Source organism: Brevundimonas sp. SORGH_AS_0993 (assembly GCF_030818545.1).
Lineage (GTDB): Bacteria > Pseudomonadota > Alphaproteobacteria > Caulobacterales > Caulobacteraceae > Brevundimonas.
This window is the reverse complement of record NZ_JAUTAH010000001.1, coordinates 2,709,982-2,728,889: the sequence shown is the minus strand read 5'-3', so window position 1 is coordinate 2,728,889 and position 18,908 is coordinate 2,709,982. Positions and strand designations below refer to the sequence as shown.

The following is an 18,908-nucleotide window of genomic DNA, read 5'->3' as shown; positions in this document are numbered from 1 at the left end:
TCGCTCAGCGAAGACGCCCCTTGCAAAACGGACAAAACTGTCCATTTAAGCGCCTCATGATGTCGCGTTCCGCCCCCAAACCCCTCCGCAAGGACGTTATCCACAACCGGGCCGCCCTGCTGGAGGCCGCGCGCGTCGTTTTCGCCGACCAGGGCCTGGACGCGCCGCTGGACCTGATCGCCGAAAAGGCCGGGGTCGGACGGGGCACGCTTTATCGCCACTTCGCGGACCGCACCGAACTGGCCCTGGCGGTGCTGGAGGCGGATGTCGCAGACCTGGGCCGACGCACGGCCGAGCAAGGGGACGACCCGGCCGCCTTCTTCTGGTTCCTGGATCGGCTGGCCGAGGACATGCTCCGCAATGCGGGCCTGGCGGGACTGTTGCGGAACGTGCGGTCGCCGGACGCGCTTACCCCCCTGCGGCAGAGCTTGATGGAGGCGGGCGCCGCGCCGCTGAAGCGGGCCCAGGCCGCCGGTCTGGTGCGGGAGGATTTGCGGCCGATGGACATCCGCCTGATCGCCACCCTGCTGGGCGCGGGGTTTCAGGGCGCCGGTTTCCAGGGCGCCGATGCGGCCGAGCGCCGGGTCGTGTCCCAACGCACCCGGGCGATCATCCTGGACGGGCTGAGGCCCCGGCCGGAGGCGGGCTGATGGCGCGCGCGGACCGTCACTGGCATCTGCCGTGGGAGCAGTATGTCGCCACGCTGAAGCCGCACGAACTGCCCACCTTGCCCGGCTCGCCCGCAACGCCCGACCACTCGCCGTGGCTGAGGGTGCAATACGCCCTGACCGGCGTTCTGGTCGCCATGGTCGGCGCCCTGGGAAACGCCGCCGTCACCGCCAACATCACGTCTCTGCAGGGATCGTTGGGGATCAGCCTGACCGAAGCGGCCTGGCTGCCGGTCGTTTTCGTGATGACCAACGCCTGCATGAACCTGATCCTGGTCAAGTTCCGCCAGCAGTACGGGCTGCGGCTGTTCACCCAGATCTGTCTGGGCGCCTTCGTGGCCACCTGCGCGGCCCACCTGCTGGTCGACAACTATGAATCCACCCTGGTGGTGCGGGCGGCGGCCGGTATGGCGGCGGCGGGCCTGAGCAGCCTGGGGTTCCTATACATGATCCAGGCCTTCCCGGCGCAGCACCGGCTGAAGGGGCTGATCGTCGGCATCGGCCTGGCCAGTTTCGCCGTTCCCCTTGCGCGGCTGATCATGCCCACCCTGCTGCAGTTGAACGACTGGAGGGCCTTCTACGTCTTCGAACTAGGGATGTCGCTTCTGGCCTGGGCGGCGGTTCAGGTGCTGCGCCTGCCGCCGTCCGAGCGGTTGAAGCTGTTCGAGCCGCTGGATTTCGTCACCTTCGCCCTGTTCGCGCCGGGCGTGGCGCTTCTGGCGGCGGTCCTGGGGCTTGGGCGAATCGTCTGGTGGACCGAGGCGGCCTGGATGGGCTGGGCCCTGATCGGCGCGATCATCCTGCTGACGGTCGCCCTGGTGATCGAACACAATCGCGCCAATCCGCTGATCAACACCCGCTGGCTGACCGGACGCGACGTTTTGCGACTGTTCGGGGCCGTTCTCCTGATCCGCGTCACCCTGTCGGAACAGACATCGGGCGCGGTGGGCTTTCTGACGGTGGTGGGCCTGGGGCAGGACCAGCTTCACGGCCTGTTCCTGCTGATCCTCTTGTCGATGGTGGCCGGCACGGCGGTCAGCGCCCTGACGCTGAACATGACCAAGCTGCAAAAGCCCATCGCCATCGCCCTGGGCCTGATCGCCCTGGGGGCCTTCATCGACAGTCACGCGACCGTCCTGACCCGACCGGCCCAGCTCTACTTCAGTCAGGCGCTGATCGCCTTCGCCTCGGCCATGTTCGTGGGGCCCGCCTTGCTGATCGGCGTGGGCCGGGTGCTGCAGACCAATCCGCGCAATCTGATCAGCTTCATCGTCATGTTCAGCGTGCTGCAGAACATCGGCGGTCTGGCCGGCTCGGCCCTGGTCGGCACGGTGCAGATCGTGCGCGAGAAATTCCATTCCAACGAACTGGCCTCCGGCATCGACGCCATGAACCCGCTGGTCGACCAACGGCTGGCCCAACTGTCCGGCGCCTATGGCCATGTGATCGGCGATCCCGCCCTGCTGAAGGCCGAGGGCGTGGCCCTGCTGAGCCGACAAGTGACGCAGCAGGCCAATGTCCTGGCCTATAACGACGTCTTCCTGCTGATTTCCGTGATCGCCGCCCTGGGCTGCGTCTGGATAACGGCCATTTACCTTCTGCCCCGTTTCAAGGCGCGCAAACAGGCGCGTCGAGACGCCCAACTGGCCGCGCAACAGGCCGCTGCGGCCGCCGCCGTCGATTGAGACCTCCGAAAGCTGATCCGCCATGACCGACGCTCCCGTCCCAGCCCCCGCCCCTCGACCGGCCGCCCAGCCTGCGCCGCAGCCGCAGCCAGAGCCGAAGAAGCGCGTCCTATGGTCGGTGGTGGCGGCCTGCGTCGCCGTGCTGGCCATTGGCCTGATCCTCTACGCCTGGCAGTTGCCGCCCTTCACCGGCCATATCCAGCGCACCGACAACGCCTATGTGCGCGGCCAGGTCACGCTGATCAGCCCGCAGGTCAGCGGCTATGTCACCGCCGTCCCGGTTCAGGACTTCCAGCGGGTGCAGCAGGGCCAGTTGCTGGCCCAGGTGGACGACCGCATCTATCGCCAGCGGCTGGAGCAGGCCGAGGCCAGTCTGCACGCCGCCGAGGCGGCCCTGTCCAACTCGACCCAGACCCAGGCGTCCGCGCGCGGATCGGTGGCCCAGCAGCGCGCCTCCATCGCCGCCGCCGAGGCGACCCTGACCCGCGCCCAGGCCGACGCCCAGCGCGCCCGCACGCTGAAGGCCGGGGGCTGGGTGGCCCAGGCCAATGTGGACATCGCCGAGGCCGCCCTTCGCAGCGCCCAGGCCCAGGTCGCCCAGGCCCGCGCCGCCGAGGACATCGCCCAGACCGGCGTCACCTCCGCCGTCGTCGGCCGCGACAGCCTGGCTGCCGCCGTGGAGAACGCCCGCGCCGCCGTGCGCCTGGCCCAGATCGACCTGGCCAACACCCGCATCGTCGCCCCCCGCGCCGGCCGACTGGGCGAGGTCGGGGTGCGTCAGGGCCAGTATGTCACCGCCGGCACGCAGCTGATGGGCCTCGTGCCCGACGTGGTCTGGGTCACGGCCAATATGAAGGAGACGCAGATGAGGAACATCCGCATCGGCCAGCCCGTCGTCCTGACCGTCGACGCCCTGGGCGGTCAGCGCCTGACCGGCCGGGTCGAACGCATCGCCCCCGCCGCGGGCTCCGAGTTCAGCGTCATCCGCCCCGACAACGCCACCGGCAACTTCACCAAGGTCGCCCAGCGCATTCCCGTCCGCATCCGCATCGATCCGGGCCAGGAGGCCGCCCAGCGTCTGGCGCCGGGCATGTCGGTAGTGGCCAAGGTGGATACGGCGGGCTGATTCCAACGAACCCAGGGAACAGCTTCGTTCGCGCCGCGCTCCCTTCCATCCAAGGCAGGAGACCATCATGGACCGCGAACAGACCAAGGGCCGGGAAAAGAACGGCGCCGATCCCGCCGGCAAGCCGGACACAACCACGTCGGACAAGGCCGTAAAGGCGGTCGGTCAGGCCGAGCAGAAGAGCGCCGGGCCGGACGGACCCGACGCCACTGCGGTCGGCGACACCTTCAAGCGCAAGCCCTAAGCGGCCCGGCGTCCAGGCGACAGACGCGCCGCCAGAAGATGCGCGTCGTGCGCCCGCATCCGTTCGAAATCGCCCAGACCCAGCGCCAGGGCGCGCATGATCTCGGTCTGGCGCATGTGTTCGGGACAGGCGGGCAGGGACGCCTCGGCGCGCGCCAGCTCGGCGTCCAATTCGGCCAACCTCTGGGCCAGGATTGCATCGTTCATCTGATCCTCCATCACGCCGCCGACCGCCGACGTCGCTTAGAGCACGACGGGAACAAATACGGAACATTGAGTCGGTCGTCAAACTGTGGACGAACGAAAAAGGGCCGGGCGACGCCCCGCCCGGCCCTTCGTCGTCAGCATTGCGACGGGATCAGCTGTCGGCCTGCCAGCCGCCGGCCAGGGCGCGGAACAGGGCGATCTGATAGGTCGTGACCAGGGCGTCGGACTGGGCCAAAGCCGCCTCGGCCGCCGCCTGGGTGCGCTGGGCGTCCAGCACTAACAGGAAGCTGTCCGCGCCGGCGTCGAAGCGCAGGCGTGACAGGTCGGCGGCACGCGCCGCCTGGTCGCGCGCCTCGGTCAGAGCCGCACGGCGGTCCAGTTCGTTGGCGTAGTTGGACAGGGCCGTTTCCGTCTCCTGCAGGGCCGTCAGCACCGTCTGGTCGAACGTCGCCAGGGCGGCGTCCGACCGGGCGCCGGCGGCCTTGATCTGGGCGCGGGCGGCGAAGACGTTGGGAAAGGACCAACTGATCAGCGGACCGAAGCTGAAGCGGAAGTTCCGATCCTCGCCCAGGTCGCCGGACCTCAGCGCCGTGGAGCCGTAGGAGCCGCCCAGGCTGATCTGCGGAAAAAGATTGGCTGTCGCCACATTCACCCGCGCGGCGGCGGCGGCCAATTCGGCCTCGGCCTGGCGCACGTCGGGCCGCCGGGCCAGAAGCGCGGCGCCGTCGCCGACCGGGATCGGCTGGCTCAACTGCGGCGGACGCACGCAGGACGCCGCCGCCTGGCTGGCCTCGGCCGGCGTGCGGCCGATCAGGGTGGACAGACGGAACAGCGCCTCGTTGCGGGCGGCGCGCAGCGTCGGCAGGGTCGCCGCCGTCTGGGCCACAGCCGCGCGGGCGCTGGCCACGTCCAGCCCGGTCCCGGCCCCGTCGTCCAGCAGGGTCTGGGTCAGATCGGCGGTCTTGCGCTGCAGCTCCAGCGTTCGTTCGGCCACCGCGATCTGGGCGTTGGCCGAACAGACGTCGGCATAGGCGCGCGTCGTCTCGGCCGCAACCGTCACCTGGACCGCGGCCAGGGCGGCCTCGGCGGCGCGGGCGTCGGCGCGGGCGGCGCGGATGGTCGATTCCACCCGACCGAACAGATCGACCTCATAGGCCGCCTGGACGCCGACGTCGTAGGTGTCGATCTCGGGCGCCTTTTCACCCGCAGGCAACCCTTGGACCGTGGCGGCCGAGGCGCGGCTGCGCTGGGCCTGGGCGCTGGTGGTCGTGGTCGGGAAACGGCCGACGCGGGCCTCCGACAGGGACGCCCGCACCGCGCGCAGATTGGCGAAGGCGGCCTCCAGCTGGTTGTTCTCGGCGAAGGCCTGCCGGATCAGGGCGTCCAGAGCCGGGTCGTCGTACAGCCGCCACCAGTCGTCGCGCGCCTGGGCGGTCGAGACGGCAGGATTGGCCGCCCCGACGAAGCCGCCGGTTCCGGCGACGGGCAGGTCCGCGATCGGCGCCTTGGGCCCGACCGCGCAGGCGGTCAGCAGGGCGCCGGCGGCCGCCACGGTCGAGAGGCTGAGGGTCTTGGTGCGGGTCATCAGATCTCCCCTCCCCGTCCGGTCGCCGGCGCAGGCGCGTTCGGATCGGTCAGGTCGCTGGTTTCGTCGTAACGCTCGATCCGATCAGGGGCCGAGGTCGGCTTGGGGCTATGCCCGGACTTGGGTTGGTGGCCCTGCGGCAGCTTCGAAGACAGCCAGCGGCAGACCACATAGAAGACCGGAGTGAAGATCAGGCCGAAGAAGGTCACGCCCAGCATCCCCGAGAAGACGGACGTGCCCAGCGACTGACGCATCTCCGCGCCCGGCCCCGAGGCCAGCATCAGGGGTACGACGCCCAGGATGAAGGCGAACGAGGTCATCAGGATCGGCCTCAGGCGGGTCCGGGCGGCGGCGACCGCCGCGTCGAACCTGTTCATGCCCTGCTCTTCCTCGGCCTGTTTGGCGAACTCCACGATCAGGATGGCGTTCTTGGCCGCCAGCGCGATCAGCACCACCAGCCCGATCTGAACCAGGATGTTGTTGTCCAGCCCTCGCAGGTTCACGCCCAGGATGGCCGCCAGCAGACACATGGGCACGATCAGGATGACCGCCAGCGGAAGCGTGAACGCCTCATACTGGGCCGCCAGCACCAGGAAGACGAACACCACCGCCATCAGGAAGATGACCGTCGCGCCCGAACCCGCCGCCTTCTGCTGATAGGCCAGACCCGTCCATTCGTAGGAGAAGCCCTGCGGCAGGGTCTGCGCGGCCATGGTCTCCATGACCTGCAGCGCCTCGCCGGAGGACACGCCCGCTGCGGCGTTGCCCTGAAGCTCGGCCGCCGGGAACAGATTGTAACGCACGATCCGCGCCGGGCCTGAATCGTTGACCAGATTGGCCACCGACCCGATCGGCACCATGGCGCCCGTGGACGACTTCGTCTTCAGATTGGCGATGTCGGCGATGTCGTCGCGCGACTGCGGCTCCGCCTGCGCCGTCACCCGGAAAGTACGGCCCAGCATGTTGAAATCGTTGACATAGGACGAGCCCAGATAGACCCCCAGCGTGTCGAACACGGCGCTGGGCTGGACGCCCAGCATCAACGCCTTGTTGCGATCGACGTCGGCGGTGACGCGCGGGGATGCGGTGTTGTAGGTCGAGAAGACCTGGTTCACCTCGGTCGGCGCCTGGGCGGCGGCGCCCATCATGGCGAAGGTCGCGCCTTCCAGCGGACGATAGCCTGCGCCTTCCCGATCCTGGATCATCATCGAGAAGCCGTTGCCGGTGCCCAGACCCTGAACCGCAGGCGGGGCGATGACGAAGATCTGCGCGTCCTCGATCTGTCCGGTCGCCTGGGTGATGGCGCCGGCCAGGGCGGTGGCGGCCTCTTCCTTGGAGCGTTCCTCGAAGCCGTTCAGGCGCACGAAGATGGTGGCGGCGTTGGAGCCGAACGAGAAGCTGGAGCCGTCAAGACCGGCGAAAGCCACGGTGCCGTTCACCCCGGCGGTGCCCTGGATGATCTTGGTGGCGCGTTCCATCACCGCCTGGGTGCGGTCCAGAGATGCGCCGGCCGGCAGTTGGATGACGCCGATCAGGAAGCCCTGATCCTGTTCGGGGATAAAGCCCGAGGGGGTGTCGACCAGACGCCAAGCGGTGAGACCCAGAAGACCGGCATAGATGATCAGCACCAGACCGACCGTGCGCACCAGACGCGCGGTCAGACGGCCGTAACGGTCGGAAAGCCAGTCGAAGCCCTCGTTGAACTTCCGTCCGGCCCAGCCGCCGTAATAGACGACCGTGCCCAGGACGCCGGGCTTGCGGGCGTGTTCCTCGTGATCCTTGTGCGGCTTCAGCAGCAGGGCGGCCATGGCCGGCGACAGGGTCAGAGACACGAACAGCGAAATGACCGAGGCCGAGGCGATCACCACCGCGAACTGACGATAGAAGATGCCGGGGATGCCGGGCACGAACATCGTCGGCACGAACACCGACACCAGCACAAGGCCGATGGCGATCAGGGCGCCGGACACCTCCTGCATCGAACGATAGGCGGCCTCCTTGGGACTGAGCCCCTCGCCGATGGCCCGCTCCACGTTCTCGACCACGACGATGGCGTCATCGACGACGATGCCGACCGCCAGGACCAGGGCGAACAAGGACAGGGAGTTGATCGAATAGCCCAGCGCCAGCTGCACCGCGAAGGTGCCGACCAGGGCGACGGGAATGGCGATGATCGGGATGATGGCCGCCCGCCAGGTCTGCAGGAAGACCATGATCACGATGACGACCAGGATGACCGCCTCGATCAGGGTGTGCTGAACCGACTCCACCGAGGCGGCGACGAATTCGGTCGGGTTGTACGGCACGTCGATCTTCATGCCGGCGGGCGCGTCGGCCTTCATGGCCTCGACCTCGGCCAGGACCCGGTCGGCCGTGCCCAGCGCATTGGCGCCCGGCTGCTGGACGATGGCGACGCCCACGCCGCGCTGGCCGTCGAAGAAGCCGCGAATGCCATAGTCCTGGGCGCCCAGTTCGATCCGCGCCACGTCGCGCAGATAGGTGATGCGGCCTTCGGCGTCCGTCTTCAGCACGACATTGCCGAACTGGTTCGGATCGCTCAGACGGCCTTGAACCTGGACCGGCAGTTGGAAGGCGGCGGCGTTGTTTGCGAACGGCGGCTGGCCGATGGAGCCGGCGGCGGCCTGGACGTTCTGGGCGCGCAGGGCGGCGACGATTTCGGGCCCGGTCAGGCCGCGTTCGGCCGCCTTGGCCGGGTCGATCCAGACGCGCATCGAATAGTTGCCGCCGCCGAACACCTGCACCGCGCCCACGCCCTCGACCCGCAGCAAGCGGTCCCGCAGCGTGGAGTTGGCGTAGTTGCCGACATAGTCGTTATCCAGCGTGCCGTCGGGCGACGTCAGGCCCAGGATCATCAGGAAGCCGCTCTCGGCCTTGTTGACGACCACTCCGGTCTGACGCACCGCCTCTGGCAGGCGCGGTTCGGCCAGGGCGACCCGGTTCTGGACCAGCACCTGTGCGGCGTCGAGATCGGTTCCCGGCTCGAAGGTCACGGTGATGGCCACCGCCCCGTCCGATGTCGACGAAGAGGAGATGTAGAGCATCTTCTCGACGCCGTTCACCTCCTGCTCGATGGGGGCGGCGACAGTCTCGGCCAGGGTCTCGGCCGAGGCGCCGGGATAGGCGGCGTTGATGGTGATCGTCGGCGGCGCGATCTCCGGATACTGCGACAGGGGCAGCAGCGGATAGGCGAATATGCCGATGATGGAGATCACCACCGCGATCACGGCCGCGAAGATCGGCCGGTCGATGAAGAAGCGGGAGATGTTCATGGCTTAGCCGGCCGGCAGGCTGTTGGCGAACGAGGCGCTGGACGCCGGGGCCGCCTGGGTGACGGGGGCCTGCGGCGGCGGCGCCGGCGACGGGTTCGATCTTGCCCATCTTGGGCGTGACCTTGGAGCCGGGCTGGGCGGCGCGTTGCAGGCCGGCGATGATGACGCGGTCGGTGGGCGCCAGGCCCGAACGGACGACCCGCAGCCCCTGGACGATAGGACCCAGTTGAACCGCCTTGTTCGTCACCGTGCCGTCGGCGTTGACCACCGCGACGGTGCGGCGGGCCTGATCCGTGCCGATGGCCGAATCCGGCACCAGCAGGGCGTCGTAGGCGCCGGCGCCGGCGACCTGGGCGCTGCCGAACATGCCGGGGCGCAGGAAGCCGTCGGCGTTGGGCAGGATGGCGCGCAGGCGGATCACGCCCGAGGCGGTGTCCACGGCGTTGTCCGAGAAGTCGAGACGGCCGGTGTGCTTGTAGGTGCTTTCGTCCTGCAGGCGCACATTGACCGTCGCGCCCTGGTTGGCGCCGCCTTCACGCAGATACTTCAGCAGGACCGCTTCAGAACCGTCGAAGACGAAGTGGATCGGGCCGCCCGAGATGATGGTGGTCAGGATGTCGCCGGCCGACGATCCGCCGGCGATGACATTGCCCGGATCGACGCGACGATCGGACACGCGGCCCGAGGTCGGCGCCGTGACGCGGGTGTAGTCCAGGTTCAGACGCGCGGTGCGGACCGCGGCGTTGGCGGCGGCCAGATTGGCCTGGGCCGCATCGACGGCGGCCTTGTTGGCGTCATACTCGGCCTTGGACACCGCCTGCGACGCCAGCAGGGCCTCGCTGCGGGCCAGGTTGGCGCGGGCCAGGGTCAGTTGCGACTGCATCTGGGCGACCTGGGCCTGGGCCTGGGCCAGGGCGGCCTGGGCCGGGCGCGGGTCCAGGGTGAACAGCAGTTGGCCCTTCTGAACCATCTGACCGTCGCGGAAGTGAACCGCCTGGATATAGCCCCCGACGCGGGCGCGCACATCCACGCTCTCGACCGCCTCGAACCGGCCGGTGAACTCGTCCCAGTCGCGCACCTGCTGCTTCAGCGGCGTGGCCACTGTCACAGGCGGCGCGCCCTGCGCCGGAGCTTCCGCCTTTGGAGAACAACCATAAAGGGCGCCCGTCACCATGACGGACACAGCCGCGATCTTCAGCCCGCGCATCGGCGCAATCTCCCTGTCGGAGGTAAATCCCAGTCGTGCGGACAACGGCCAATGGGGGGAGCCAACCATGTCAACGCATGGTGACTTAATGGTCGGAGCCGTCGAGCTTGTCAACACGCGATGACAAAGCCATATGGACGTTACGGTTATTGTTCGGCGGAGTTTCATCCCCTTGTTATGTCCCGGCCCACGTCCGAGAAACGCCGCCGCCACGCGCTCGGCCATTCTCGATGCTGCGCGCGACAGGTTCGCGGCCGAGAGCTATGACGACGTCGGCATGCGCGACATCGCCCGCGACGTGGGCGTCGATGCGGCCCTGATCAGCCGCTATTTCGGCTCCAAGGACGACCTGTTCCTGGCCGCCCTGGACAGTTGCACCGACGGCAGCACCCTGATGTCGGGCGACAAGGCCGAGTTCGGTCGCCGCGTCGCCAACGAGATCGTCTTCGAGCCCAAGAAGGCCGAAAAACTGAAGGGCATGGCGATCATGCTGCGGTCCATCGGCTCGACCAAGGCGGCCGAAATGGTTCGGACCACCTGCACCGCCCGCTTCTTCGACCCCTTGGAGGAATGGATGGGCGGACCCGACGCGGCGGTGCGCGCGCGGCTTCTGGCCGGCTTCATCATGGGCATGTCGGTCAGCCGCGAACTGGGCGGCGGCAGCTTCAACATCGACCTGGCCGACTGCGAAAAGATGCGCGATCGTCTGGCGCCGATCCTGCAGTCTCTGATGGATGGCTGAACGGACGCGGAATTGAGAAAGGGAGCAGCGGGTCTCCCCGTCGCGCCCTTTTCGTTTCGGATCGAACGCCTCAGTGGGCGACGGTCGCCGCGACGTCCGCCTTCGCCTTGGTGCGGGCGCAGGCGACTGCGAAACAGATCAGAACGAGATAGCCCGCCAGCGGAACAAAAAAGGCTGGCGTGATCGCCCCCAGATTATCGGCCACCCGCCCGGCGATGGGCGGCAGGACGGCGCCCCCGATGATGCCGAAAATCAAAAGACCCGAAGTAGCTGACGGCTTGGCGCTGGATCGCTCCAGGGTCAGGGTGAAGATCGTCGGGAACATGATCGAGTTGAAGAAGCCGATCGCCAAGGCGGCGTAGGCGGCCGTCGAGCCTTGGCTCTGCGTCACGACCAGCGCGAGCGCCGCCGCCGTGACCGTGCAGACCGTCAGAAGGATCGGGGCTCGCACACGGGTCAACAGGGCGCTGCCGACGAAACGGCCGACCATCGCCGCGCCCCAATAGTACCAGCCCACCATGTGACCGGCTTCATGAGCGGCGACGCCGAGGCCTTCGCCAGAGCTGATGAAGGGTATCAGCAGGGTGCCGATCGTGACTTCGGCGCCGACGTAAAAGAAGATCGCCAGAGCGCCGAACACGGCCCAGCGCGACTTGAAGGCGCTGAAGGGCGATACGACGCCGACGGAAGGCTGGGCCTGCACCGCATTGTCGATCTGCTTGCGCGCGGTCCAGATGAAGATGGCGACGATGGCGAAGAAGGCCCCTACGGCCAGGAAGGCGAAGTCGATGGAGCGCAACGATTCACCGCGCGTCGAGGCGTTGATCACCGCATCGGCGGCGAAGACGCCGCCCGTCAACAAGACCGTCGATCCGATCACCGGCCCCAGGGTCGCGCCCAGCGAGTTGAACGCCTGTGAGAAGGTCAGGCGCAGGTGCGCGGTCTTCGGCGCGCCCAGCGAAGCGGACAAGGGATTGGCGGCGACCTGCAACAGGGTCACGCCCGAGGCGATGACGAAAAGGGCCAGCAGAACGAGGCCGTAGATGTCCACGATGGTGGCGACGGGGACGATCAGGCAACCCACCACCATGGTCGACAGCGCCAGGATGATGGAGCGGCTGTAGCCGAATCTGGACAGAACCCAGGCCGCAGGCAGCGAAGCCAGGCCATAGGCAATGAACCAGGCCGAGGCGGTCAGCATGGCCTCGGCCAGGCTGAGATCGAACACCCGCTTCACCGCAGCGATCAGCGGATCGATCAGCGACGTCACAAAGCCCCAGGCGAAGAACAGGGTGGTGACATAGGCGAAGGCCAGGCCTGCGCCCTGGCGTTTTCCGGCGTCCGGAACGGTCATTGGATGGACTCCCCCCAATTGAAACTAAGACGGCCGCGCTGGTTCGCGCGGTTCTCCTCCCCTGCTGGTTCCGACATCGGACGGCGAGCGTCCAGAGGAAAAGCGATCCCTGTAACGAAACTTGCCCGCCCGCTCTGCCGTTTGATCCAAGAAAAAGGGCCGCCTCGTGAACGGGGCGGCCCAAGTTGCTCAGAAGAGAGAGAGAGAGAGAGGAAATCAGAACTTGTAGTTCAGCCCGACCGCGAAAGTGCGGCCATAGTGCTGATAGTCGATGGTCTGGCGCTCGTCGCCGTTCTGGAAGGTCTTGAACGGTTCGTCGGTCAGGTTGTTGGCCTGGGCCAGGATGGACAGGCCCTCCAGCGGACCCGACTGGAACTCGTAACCGACCTGGGCGTCGACCACGGTTTCCGCCGCGACCGAACGCAGGGTGCGACCGTTGCCGAAGCCGGAGACCTCGCCCAGATAGTCCGAGCGATAGCGGGCCGAAATCCGAGACTGGAAGCCATAGCGCTCATAATAGAGCGAGCCGTTGATCACGTTCTCGGACAACCCCGGCAGAGCCGTAGGGGCCTGGGTCGGATCGGGCTGAACCTCGCTGTCGGTCGTGGAGGCGCTGAACTGGGCGCCGAATCCTTCGAGCGCAGGATGGAAGATGTCGAAGGGCGCCGAGATCGACACCTCCAGACCCTTGATCCATCCGCCCGCGCCGTTGTCCGGGGCCGACGACTTGCCGAAGTTGATGACGGGGGTCACGCCGCCGGTCGGATAGCCGGTGAAGTCGAAGATCTGGTCGTGATTATAAACGTAGCTTTCCAGATGCTTGTAGAAGGCCGCCAGCGAGATGTAGCCCTTGCGATTGGCGAAATACTTCTCGAACGAAATGTCCGCAACGTCGGCGATATAGGGCGTCAGGGTCGGATTGCCGCCCGAAGCGCTCCAGGGCGAGGTCTGGTCCGCCGTGGCGCCGGGCACGTTCTTGCCGTTGTCGAACGAATAGTTCCGCGAGGCGCGCATGTCGTCCATGCGGGCGCGGGCCAGGGTGCGGGCCGCCGCGAAGCGCACGAAGCTGTCGTCCGCAACCTGCAGGATGAAGTTCGAGCTGGGCAGGATTTCCAGATAGTCCTTGCCGCCCGAGACGGCGACCGTCTGAGACACGCCCGGCCCGACCTGACGCGCCGAGAAGCCCGACGAGCTTTGGTCCGTATAGACGAACTGCATGCCGACGTTGCCGGTCAGGGGCATGCCGAACAGGTTGTGGTCGATGTTGGCGCGGACGTAGGCGGTCGAGACCTTTTCCGTCACTTCCCAGTTGCCGGCGGCGACGTCGGCGTTGGGATTGCGGATGCGGTTCAGGGCGCCGCTGTTGACCAGGCCCAGGGCGTCGTAGCTCAGCACCTGCGAGATGCCGAGATAGCCCAGGTCGGTCGGGGCCAGCAGGAAGGCGGTCGGCACGGTCAGATCGCCGCCGCCGGGGACGCCGAGATAGTATTGATCGTTGACGAAGCTCTTCTGGCGTTCGGAATAGTTGAAGCCGAAGTCGATGGACTTGAACGGGCTCTGGTGCAGTTGGCGCGTGACCGAGAAGCGGGCCGCCTTCAACTCGTCCTCAACGGACGGAGTGTTCATGTAGCCGGCCTGACCTTCCGGGATCACGTCGCCGCCCCAGCCTTGCGGGCTGGTGATCTTGATCAGGGTCGGATCGGCGTAGTTCAGGCCGCTGGTGAAGCGGGTCACGCCGTCGCCGGTCAGCTGGAAGCCCAGGGTGTCCATGGCGCCGTTGATGTTGCGCCCCGTGCCGGCGTTGGTTTCCAGGATGATGTCGTTGCGCTCGACCTTCGAATAGCTGAGGTCCAGGTTCGCCGACCAGTCGTCATTCAGGGTGAACTCGGTGTTCCAGCCCAGGGCCGTGATGTTGCTGTCGCGCTTGTTCAGGTCGTTGCGGACCACGCCCTTGATGTTGTCCCAGGTCCCCGCGACGATCAGGCCGTCCTCGACGGTGTAGCCGGGACGCAGCGACGGCGCCGGACGGCAAACGTTGGGCGTCGCGACATTGTTGGTGATCTGGCAACCACCCAGAACGGTGTCGCTGCGGTTCGGGTTCTCGGCCAGACCGCCCCAGGCCAGCGGGAATTCGATTCCGCGCAGGACCTGGGTGTTCTTGAACTCGGAATAGAAGGCGTCGATCGTGGAGTGGATGCGGTCGTTCGGACGCCATTCCAGCACGCCCATATAGCCGTCGCGTTCCAGCTCCGACGACATGACGTAAGGCTTGACCCCGCCGGTGATCAGATTGCCGTCGGTGTAGTTCGGATAGCCCCAGGCGTTGAACCGCTCGGACTGATAGGGCGAGCTCATGTGGGCGTAACCCAGGGCCACGCCCAGGGTGCCGTCCAGGAACTGGTCGACGTAGGAGACGGTGTAGCGGTCGCCCTTGTCGGTGGTGCCCGAGTTCAGGGCGCCGATGTCGTTCCATTCGTGGCGATAGTTCAGGGCGATGGCCTGCCGCCCATAGGCCAGCGGGCGCACGGTGCGCAGGTCGACGGTGCCGCCCAGACCCTGGCCGATCAGGGCCGAATCCGGGGTCTTGTACACGACCACGCTGCTCAGAAGTTCGGCGGGGAACTGGTCGAACTCGACGCCGCGGTTGTCGCCGGTCGTGACAAGCTCGCGGCCGTTCAGCAGGGCGGTGGTGAAGTCCGGACCCAGGCCCCGGATCGAGATCGCCTGGCTGCGGCCGTCCAGACGCTGCATCGTCACGCCCGGCAGGCGCGCCAGGGATTCGGCGATGGACACGTCCGGCAGCTTGCCGATGTCCTCGGAGGAAATGACCTCGACGATCGAGGTGTTGTTGGCCTTGGCCGAGATCGACGCCTCGATCGAGCGCCGGATGCCGGTGACGACGATTTCGCCGACCTCGGTTGGCTGGTCGTTCGACTGCGCGGTCTGGGCCTGCGCGGTCTGGGCCTGCGCCGATCCGACGGCCATGAAGGCGGCTGCGCCGAAGGCGACCCCGCACAGCAGGCGCGCACGCCCGTTAAGACGTTGAAACATGATCATCCTCCCTGGGGCTGACCGCGTTTCTTGAGTGTCGCAGTCTGAAGCCGTCGCAAAAATATGCAAATGTCGTCGAACATTGCAAGCCGTTAATATCGACAGCTCGTGCCGACCGCTACGGAATATCCGAAAGCTTCGAGAAATCGCGCCAAAACGAGCGTTTCCAAGGCGAAGCTTGACGTACCGACGCCCGTTGACAGGCCGGGCCATTGCTGCAAAATCTTGCAAATCGACTTGGAAAGCTTTGCACTTTCCAGGCAAGTGGGAGCAGGCGTGATGGGCAAGGGAGCAAGCCTCCGCAAGACGGTGCGCGGGATGTCGGCCCTCGCCGCCCTGCTGGTCGCCGTGGGGACCGAGGCCGCCTTCGCCCAGTCCAACGCCGCTGGCGACGCCCTGTCGACGCTGAGACAGCGCCCGCCGCAGGACGAGGTGATCTATTTTCTGCTGCCCGACCGCTTCGCCAACGGCGACCGCGCCAACGACCACGGCGGCTATCCGGCGGATCGGCTGAAGAGCGGCTTCGACCCGGCCGATACAGACTTCTATCACGGCGGCGACCTGGCCGGGATCACCCAGCGGCTGGACTATATCCAGGGCCTGGGCGCCACGGCCGTCTGGCTGGCCCCCATCTTCAAGAACAAGCCGGTCCAGACGCACGGAACCTACACCGGCGCGGCCCACCACGGCTACTGGATCACCGACTTCACCACCGTCGATCCGCATTTCGGGACCGAGGCCGAGATGCGCGCCCTGGTTCAGGCGGCCCATGCGCGGGGGATGAAGGTCTATCTGGACATCGTCGCCAACCACACCGCCGACGTGATCCGCTACCGCGAATGTCCCCAGAACGACTGCGCCTATCGCAGCCGGGCCGACTATCCCTATACCCGTCGGGGTGGGCTGGACGGGGTCCCGATCAACGACGGCTTCGACGGCGAGGACTTCTCGCGCCTGATCCGATCCGACTACGCCTACACCCCCTACGTCCCGGCGGGGGAGGAAACCCTCAAGGTTCCGGCCTGGCTGAACGACCCGATCCATTATCACAATCGGGGCGAAAGCACCTTCGCGGGCGAAAGCGGTCTGGATGGCGACTTCGCGGGACTGGACGATCTGTTCACGGAGGATCCGGTCGTCATCCAGGGCATGATCGAGGTGTTCGGCGGCTGGATCGACAAATACGGCATCGACGGCTATCGCATCGACACCGCGCGCCATGTCGACAGCCGCTTCTGGCAGGCTTTCATCCCCGCCATGCTGGAGCGCGCGCGCGCCAAGGGCATCCCCAACTTCCATATCTTCGGCGAGGTCTATGATCCCGATCCGGCGGTGACGGCGCGGTTCACGCGGATCGACGCCTATCCCGCCGTGCTGGACTTCCCGTTCCAGAAGCGCGCGGTGGAGGTGGCGGCGGGCAAGGTCGGGACCGACGCGCTGGCGACGCTGTTCGCCGCCGACGCTCTCTATGACAAGGGCGCCCAGACCGCCGCCATCCTGCCGACCTTCCTGGGCAACCACGACATGGGCCGCGTCGGCTTCTTCGTAAAACAGGCCAATCCGAACGCGGACGACGCCGAAATCCTGGCGCGCGTCAAACTGGCCCACGCCCTGATGATGGTCAGCCGGGGCGTGCCGACCCTCTATTACGGTGATGAACAGGGCTTCGCGGGCGCCGGCGGATACGGAAACGCGCGTCAGGACATGTGGCCCGGCCGCACGCCGGTCTATGCGGCCGAAACGCCCGTCGGCGGTCGCCAGCCCGCCTATTCGACCGAGGCGCCGCTGTACGTCGCCATCGCCGAAATGGCTCGCCTCCGCGCCGCCGAGCCCGCCCTTCGACGCGGCCGCCAGGTCGTGCGCGCCTCCGGCGACAAGCCCGGCCTGTTCGCCCTTTCGCGTCTGGGCGAAAACGGAAGCGAGGTGCTGGCCGTGTTCAACACCTCGACCGCCCCGATCGTCGCCAATGTCGAAGTGGAGCCCGGCTCACTTCGATGGCAAGCTCTGCGTGGCGATTGCGCGCCGGCCTCCTCCGCGCCCGCCAGCGTCCGCGTCAGCGTGCCCCCTCTCGATTACCTCGTCTGCAAGAGCGTCCCGTGACCGTCCAGCCCCTCGACCTTTCCACGGCTGACGCCGCCCCGGCGCCGGCCGGCGCGCCCGAGTGGTGGCGCGGCGCGATCCTGTATCAGATCTATCCGCGCAGCTTCGCCGACTCCAACGACGACGGCGTCGGCGACCTGAAGGGGATCACCGACCATCTGGACCACGTCGCCAGCCTGGGCGTCGACGGGGTCTGGCTGTCGCCCTTCTTCAAGTCTCCGATGAAGGACTTCGGCTACGACGTCTCGGACTATTGCGACGTCGATCCCATCTTCGGAACCCTGGCCGATTTCGACGCCCTGATCGCGCGCGCCCATGCCCTGGGGTTGAAGGTCGTCATCGATCAGGTGTTTTCGCACACGTCCGATGAACATCCCTGGTTCGTCGACAGCCGCGCCAGCCGCAATGGCGAACACGCCGACTGGTATGTGTGGGCCGACGCCAAGCCGGACGGCTCGCCGCCGTCGAACTGGCAGTCGGTGTTCGGCGGCCCGGCCTGGACCTGGGACGCCCGGCGCGGCCAGTACTACATGCACAACTTCCTGGCCTCCCAGCCGCAGTTGAACGTCAGGAACCCGGCGGTGCAGGACGCCCTGATCGCGGCGGCGCGGTTCTGGCTGGACCGGGGGGTGGACGGCTTCCGTCTGGATGCGATCAACTTCGCCATCCACGATCCGTCCCTGCGCGACAATCCGCCGATCCAGGACGGCAAGAAGCGCACGCGGCCGTTCGACTTCCAGGACAAGATCTACAACCAGTCCCACCCGGACATCATCGGCTTTCTGAACCGCATCCGCGCCCTGACCGACAGCTATGAAGGGCGCTTCACCGTGGCGGAGGTCGGCGGCGACCACGCCGACCGGGAGATGAAGGAATTCACCGCCGGGACCGACCGGCTGCATTCGGCATACGGCTTCCTCTACCTCTACGCCGACACCCTGAGGAGCGAGCTGATCGGGGTGGGCGAGCAGATGTGGCCCGACCGCCAAGGCGAGGGCTGGCCCTCCTGGACCTTCTCCAACCACGACGCGCCGCGCGCGGTGTCGCGCTGGGCGCAGGGACGGGATCAGAAGGCTTTCGCCGACATGGCCCTGCTGCTGCTGATGTGCCTGCGCGGCAATGTCTTCGTCTATCAGGGCGAGGAGCTGGGCCTGCCTCAGGCCGAGGTGCCGTTCGAGCGGCTGGTCGATCCCGAGGCCATCGCCAACTGGCCCGAGACCCTGGGCCGCGACGGCGCGCGCACCCCGATCCCCTGGGTCGCGGACGCGCCCAACGCTGGCTTCTCCACCGTGGAGCCCTGGCTGCCGGTCGATCCCCGTCATCTGAAGCTGGCCGTGGACGCCGAAGAGGCCGATCCGGCCTCCACCCTGCATGTCGCGCGCCGCGTCATCGCCCTGCGCCACGCCCATCCGGCGCTGCGCCTGGGCGGGCTGGAGCTGATCGAGGGGCCGAAGGGGCTGCTGGTGTTCGAACGCTACGAACGCGGCCGGGCCGGAGAACGCCTGCTGTGCGCCTTCAACCTGGGCCACGAGGCCGTCAACTGGTCGCCTCCAGAGGGCGCCCGCCGGATCGAGGCGATCAACTGGACCGAGGCGGACGGCGCGACCCTGAAGCCCCTGGCCGGCCTGTTGTTCGCGCTCTGACGATGGA

12 protein-coding genes and 1 pseudogene are annotated in these 18,908 nt (G+C 67.3%); 7 read left to right on the top strand and 6 right to left on the bottom strand.

Translation table 11 applies throughout. The features are described from left to right. Positions 1–59: 59 nt before the first annotated feature. From QE389_RS13440 to QE389_RS13425, 4 genes are all read left to right on the top strand, one after another. A complete protein-coding gene (locus QE389_RS13440; protein WP_307368253.1) occupies positions 60–650 on the top strand; it encodes a TetR/AcrR family transcriptional regulator in 591 nt (196 codons plus the stop codon). After that, positions 650–2,353: an MFS transporter gene (locus tag QE389_RS13435; protein ID WP_307368250.1), complete on the top strand. Its 1,704-nt coding sequence runs from the start codon at positions 650–652 to the stop codon at positions 2,351–2,353. Before QE389_RS13440 ends, QE389_RS13435 begins: the two co-directional genes overlap by 1 nt. A 22-nt stretch (positions 2,354–2,375) precedes the next feature. After that, on the top strand, positions 2,376–3,479 hold the full coding sequence (locus QE389_RS13430; protein ID WP_307368248.1) for an HlyD family secretion protein: 1,104 nt from the start codon (positions 2,376–2,378) through the stop codon (positions 3,477–3,479). 67 nt (positions 3,480–3,546) lie between these two features. Next, positions 3,547–3,723 (top strand): hypothetical protein, encoded by a 177-nt coding sequence (locus QE389_RS13425; protein WP_307368245.1) that lies wholly within the window; start codon positions 3,547–3,549, stop codon positions 3,721–3,723. Here the strand turns inward: QE389_RS13425 and QE389_RS13420 are convergent. The 4 genes and pseudogenes from QE389_RS13420 to QE389_RS13405 all read right to left on the bottom strand — a co-directional run. Continuing rightward, positions 3,720–3,929, bottom strand: coding sequence for a hypothetical protein (locus tag QE389_RS13420; protein ID WP_307368242.1), 210 nt, complete (start codon positions 3,927–3,929; stop codon positions 3,720–3,722). The genes QE389_RS13425 and QE389_RS13420 overlap by 4 nt on opposite strands. 151 nt (positions 3,930–4,080) lie before the next feature. Further along, positions 4,081–5,514 (bottom strand): efflux transporter outer membrane subunit, encoded by a 1,434-nt coding sequence (locus tag QE389_RS13415; protein WP_307368240.1) that lies wholly within the window; start codon positions 5,512–5,514, stop codon positions 4,081–4,083. Then, the gene (locus QE389_RS13410; protein ID WP_307368236.1) at positions 5,514–8,804 is read right to left on the bottom strand and encodes an efflux RND transporter permease subunit; all 3,291 of its coding nucleotides are present in this window, start codon (positions 8,802–8,804) and stop codon (positions 5,514–5,516) included. Before QE389_RS13410 ends, QE389_RS13415 begins: the two co-directional genes overlap by 1 nt. A gap of 172 nt (positions 8,805–8,976) precedes the next feature. Then, positions 8,977–9,978: pseudogene (locus tag QE389_RS13405) on the bottom strand (efflux RND transporter periplasmic adaptor subunit); the annotation flags it as partial. Between the two features lie 205 nt (positions 9,979–10,183). Here QE389_RS13405 and QE389_RS13400 point away from each other — a divergent pair. Further along, positions 10,184–10,753, top strand: coding sequence for a TetR/AcrR family transcriptional regulator (locus QE389_RS13400; RefSeq protein ID WP_307368233.1), 570 nt, complete (start codon positions 10,184–10,186; stop codon positions 10,751–10,753). A 70-nt stretch (positions 10,754–10,823) separates the two neighbouring features. Here QE389_RS13400 and QE389_RS13395 read toward each other — a convergent pair whose 3' ends face one another. Next, positions 10,824–12,107, bottom strand: coding sequence for a sugar MFS transporter (locus tag QE389_RS13395; RefSeq protein ID WP_307368231.1), 1,284 nt, complete (start codon positions 12,105–12,107; stop codon positions 10,824–10,826). Between the two features lie 216 nt (positions 12,108–12,323). Beyond that, positions 12,324–15,158 (bottom strand): TonB-dependent receptor, encoded by a 2,835-nt coding sequence (locus tag QE389_RS13390; RefSeq protein ID WP_307368228.1) that lies wholly within the window; start codon positions 15,156–15,158, stop codon positions 12,324–12,326. 279 nt (positions 15,159–15,437) lie between these two features. Here QE389_RS13390 and QE389_RS13385 point away from each other — a divergent pair, with 279 nt between their 5' ends. Both QE389_RS13385 and QE389_RS13380 read left to right on the top strand, forming a co-directional pair. After that, the gene (locus tag QE389_RS13385; RefSeq protein WP_307368225.1) at positions 15,438–17,258 is read left to right on the top strand and encodes an alpha-amylase family glycosyl hydrolase; all 1,821 of its coding nucleotides are present in this window, start codon (positions 15,438–15,440) and stop codon (positions 17,256–17,258) included. After that, the gene (locus QE389_RS13380) at positions 17,255–18,901 is read left to right on the top strand and encodes an alpha-amylase family glycosyl hydrolase (protein ID WP_373458319.1); all 1,647 of its coding nucleotides are present in this window, start codon (positions 17,255–17,257) and stop codon (positions 18,899–18,901) included. The genes QE389_RS13385 and QE389_RS13380 overlap by 4 nt, the downstream gene beginning before the upstream one ends. The last annotated feature ends 7 nt before the right edge of the window (positions 18,902–18,908 follow it).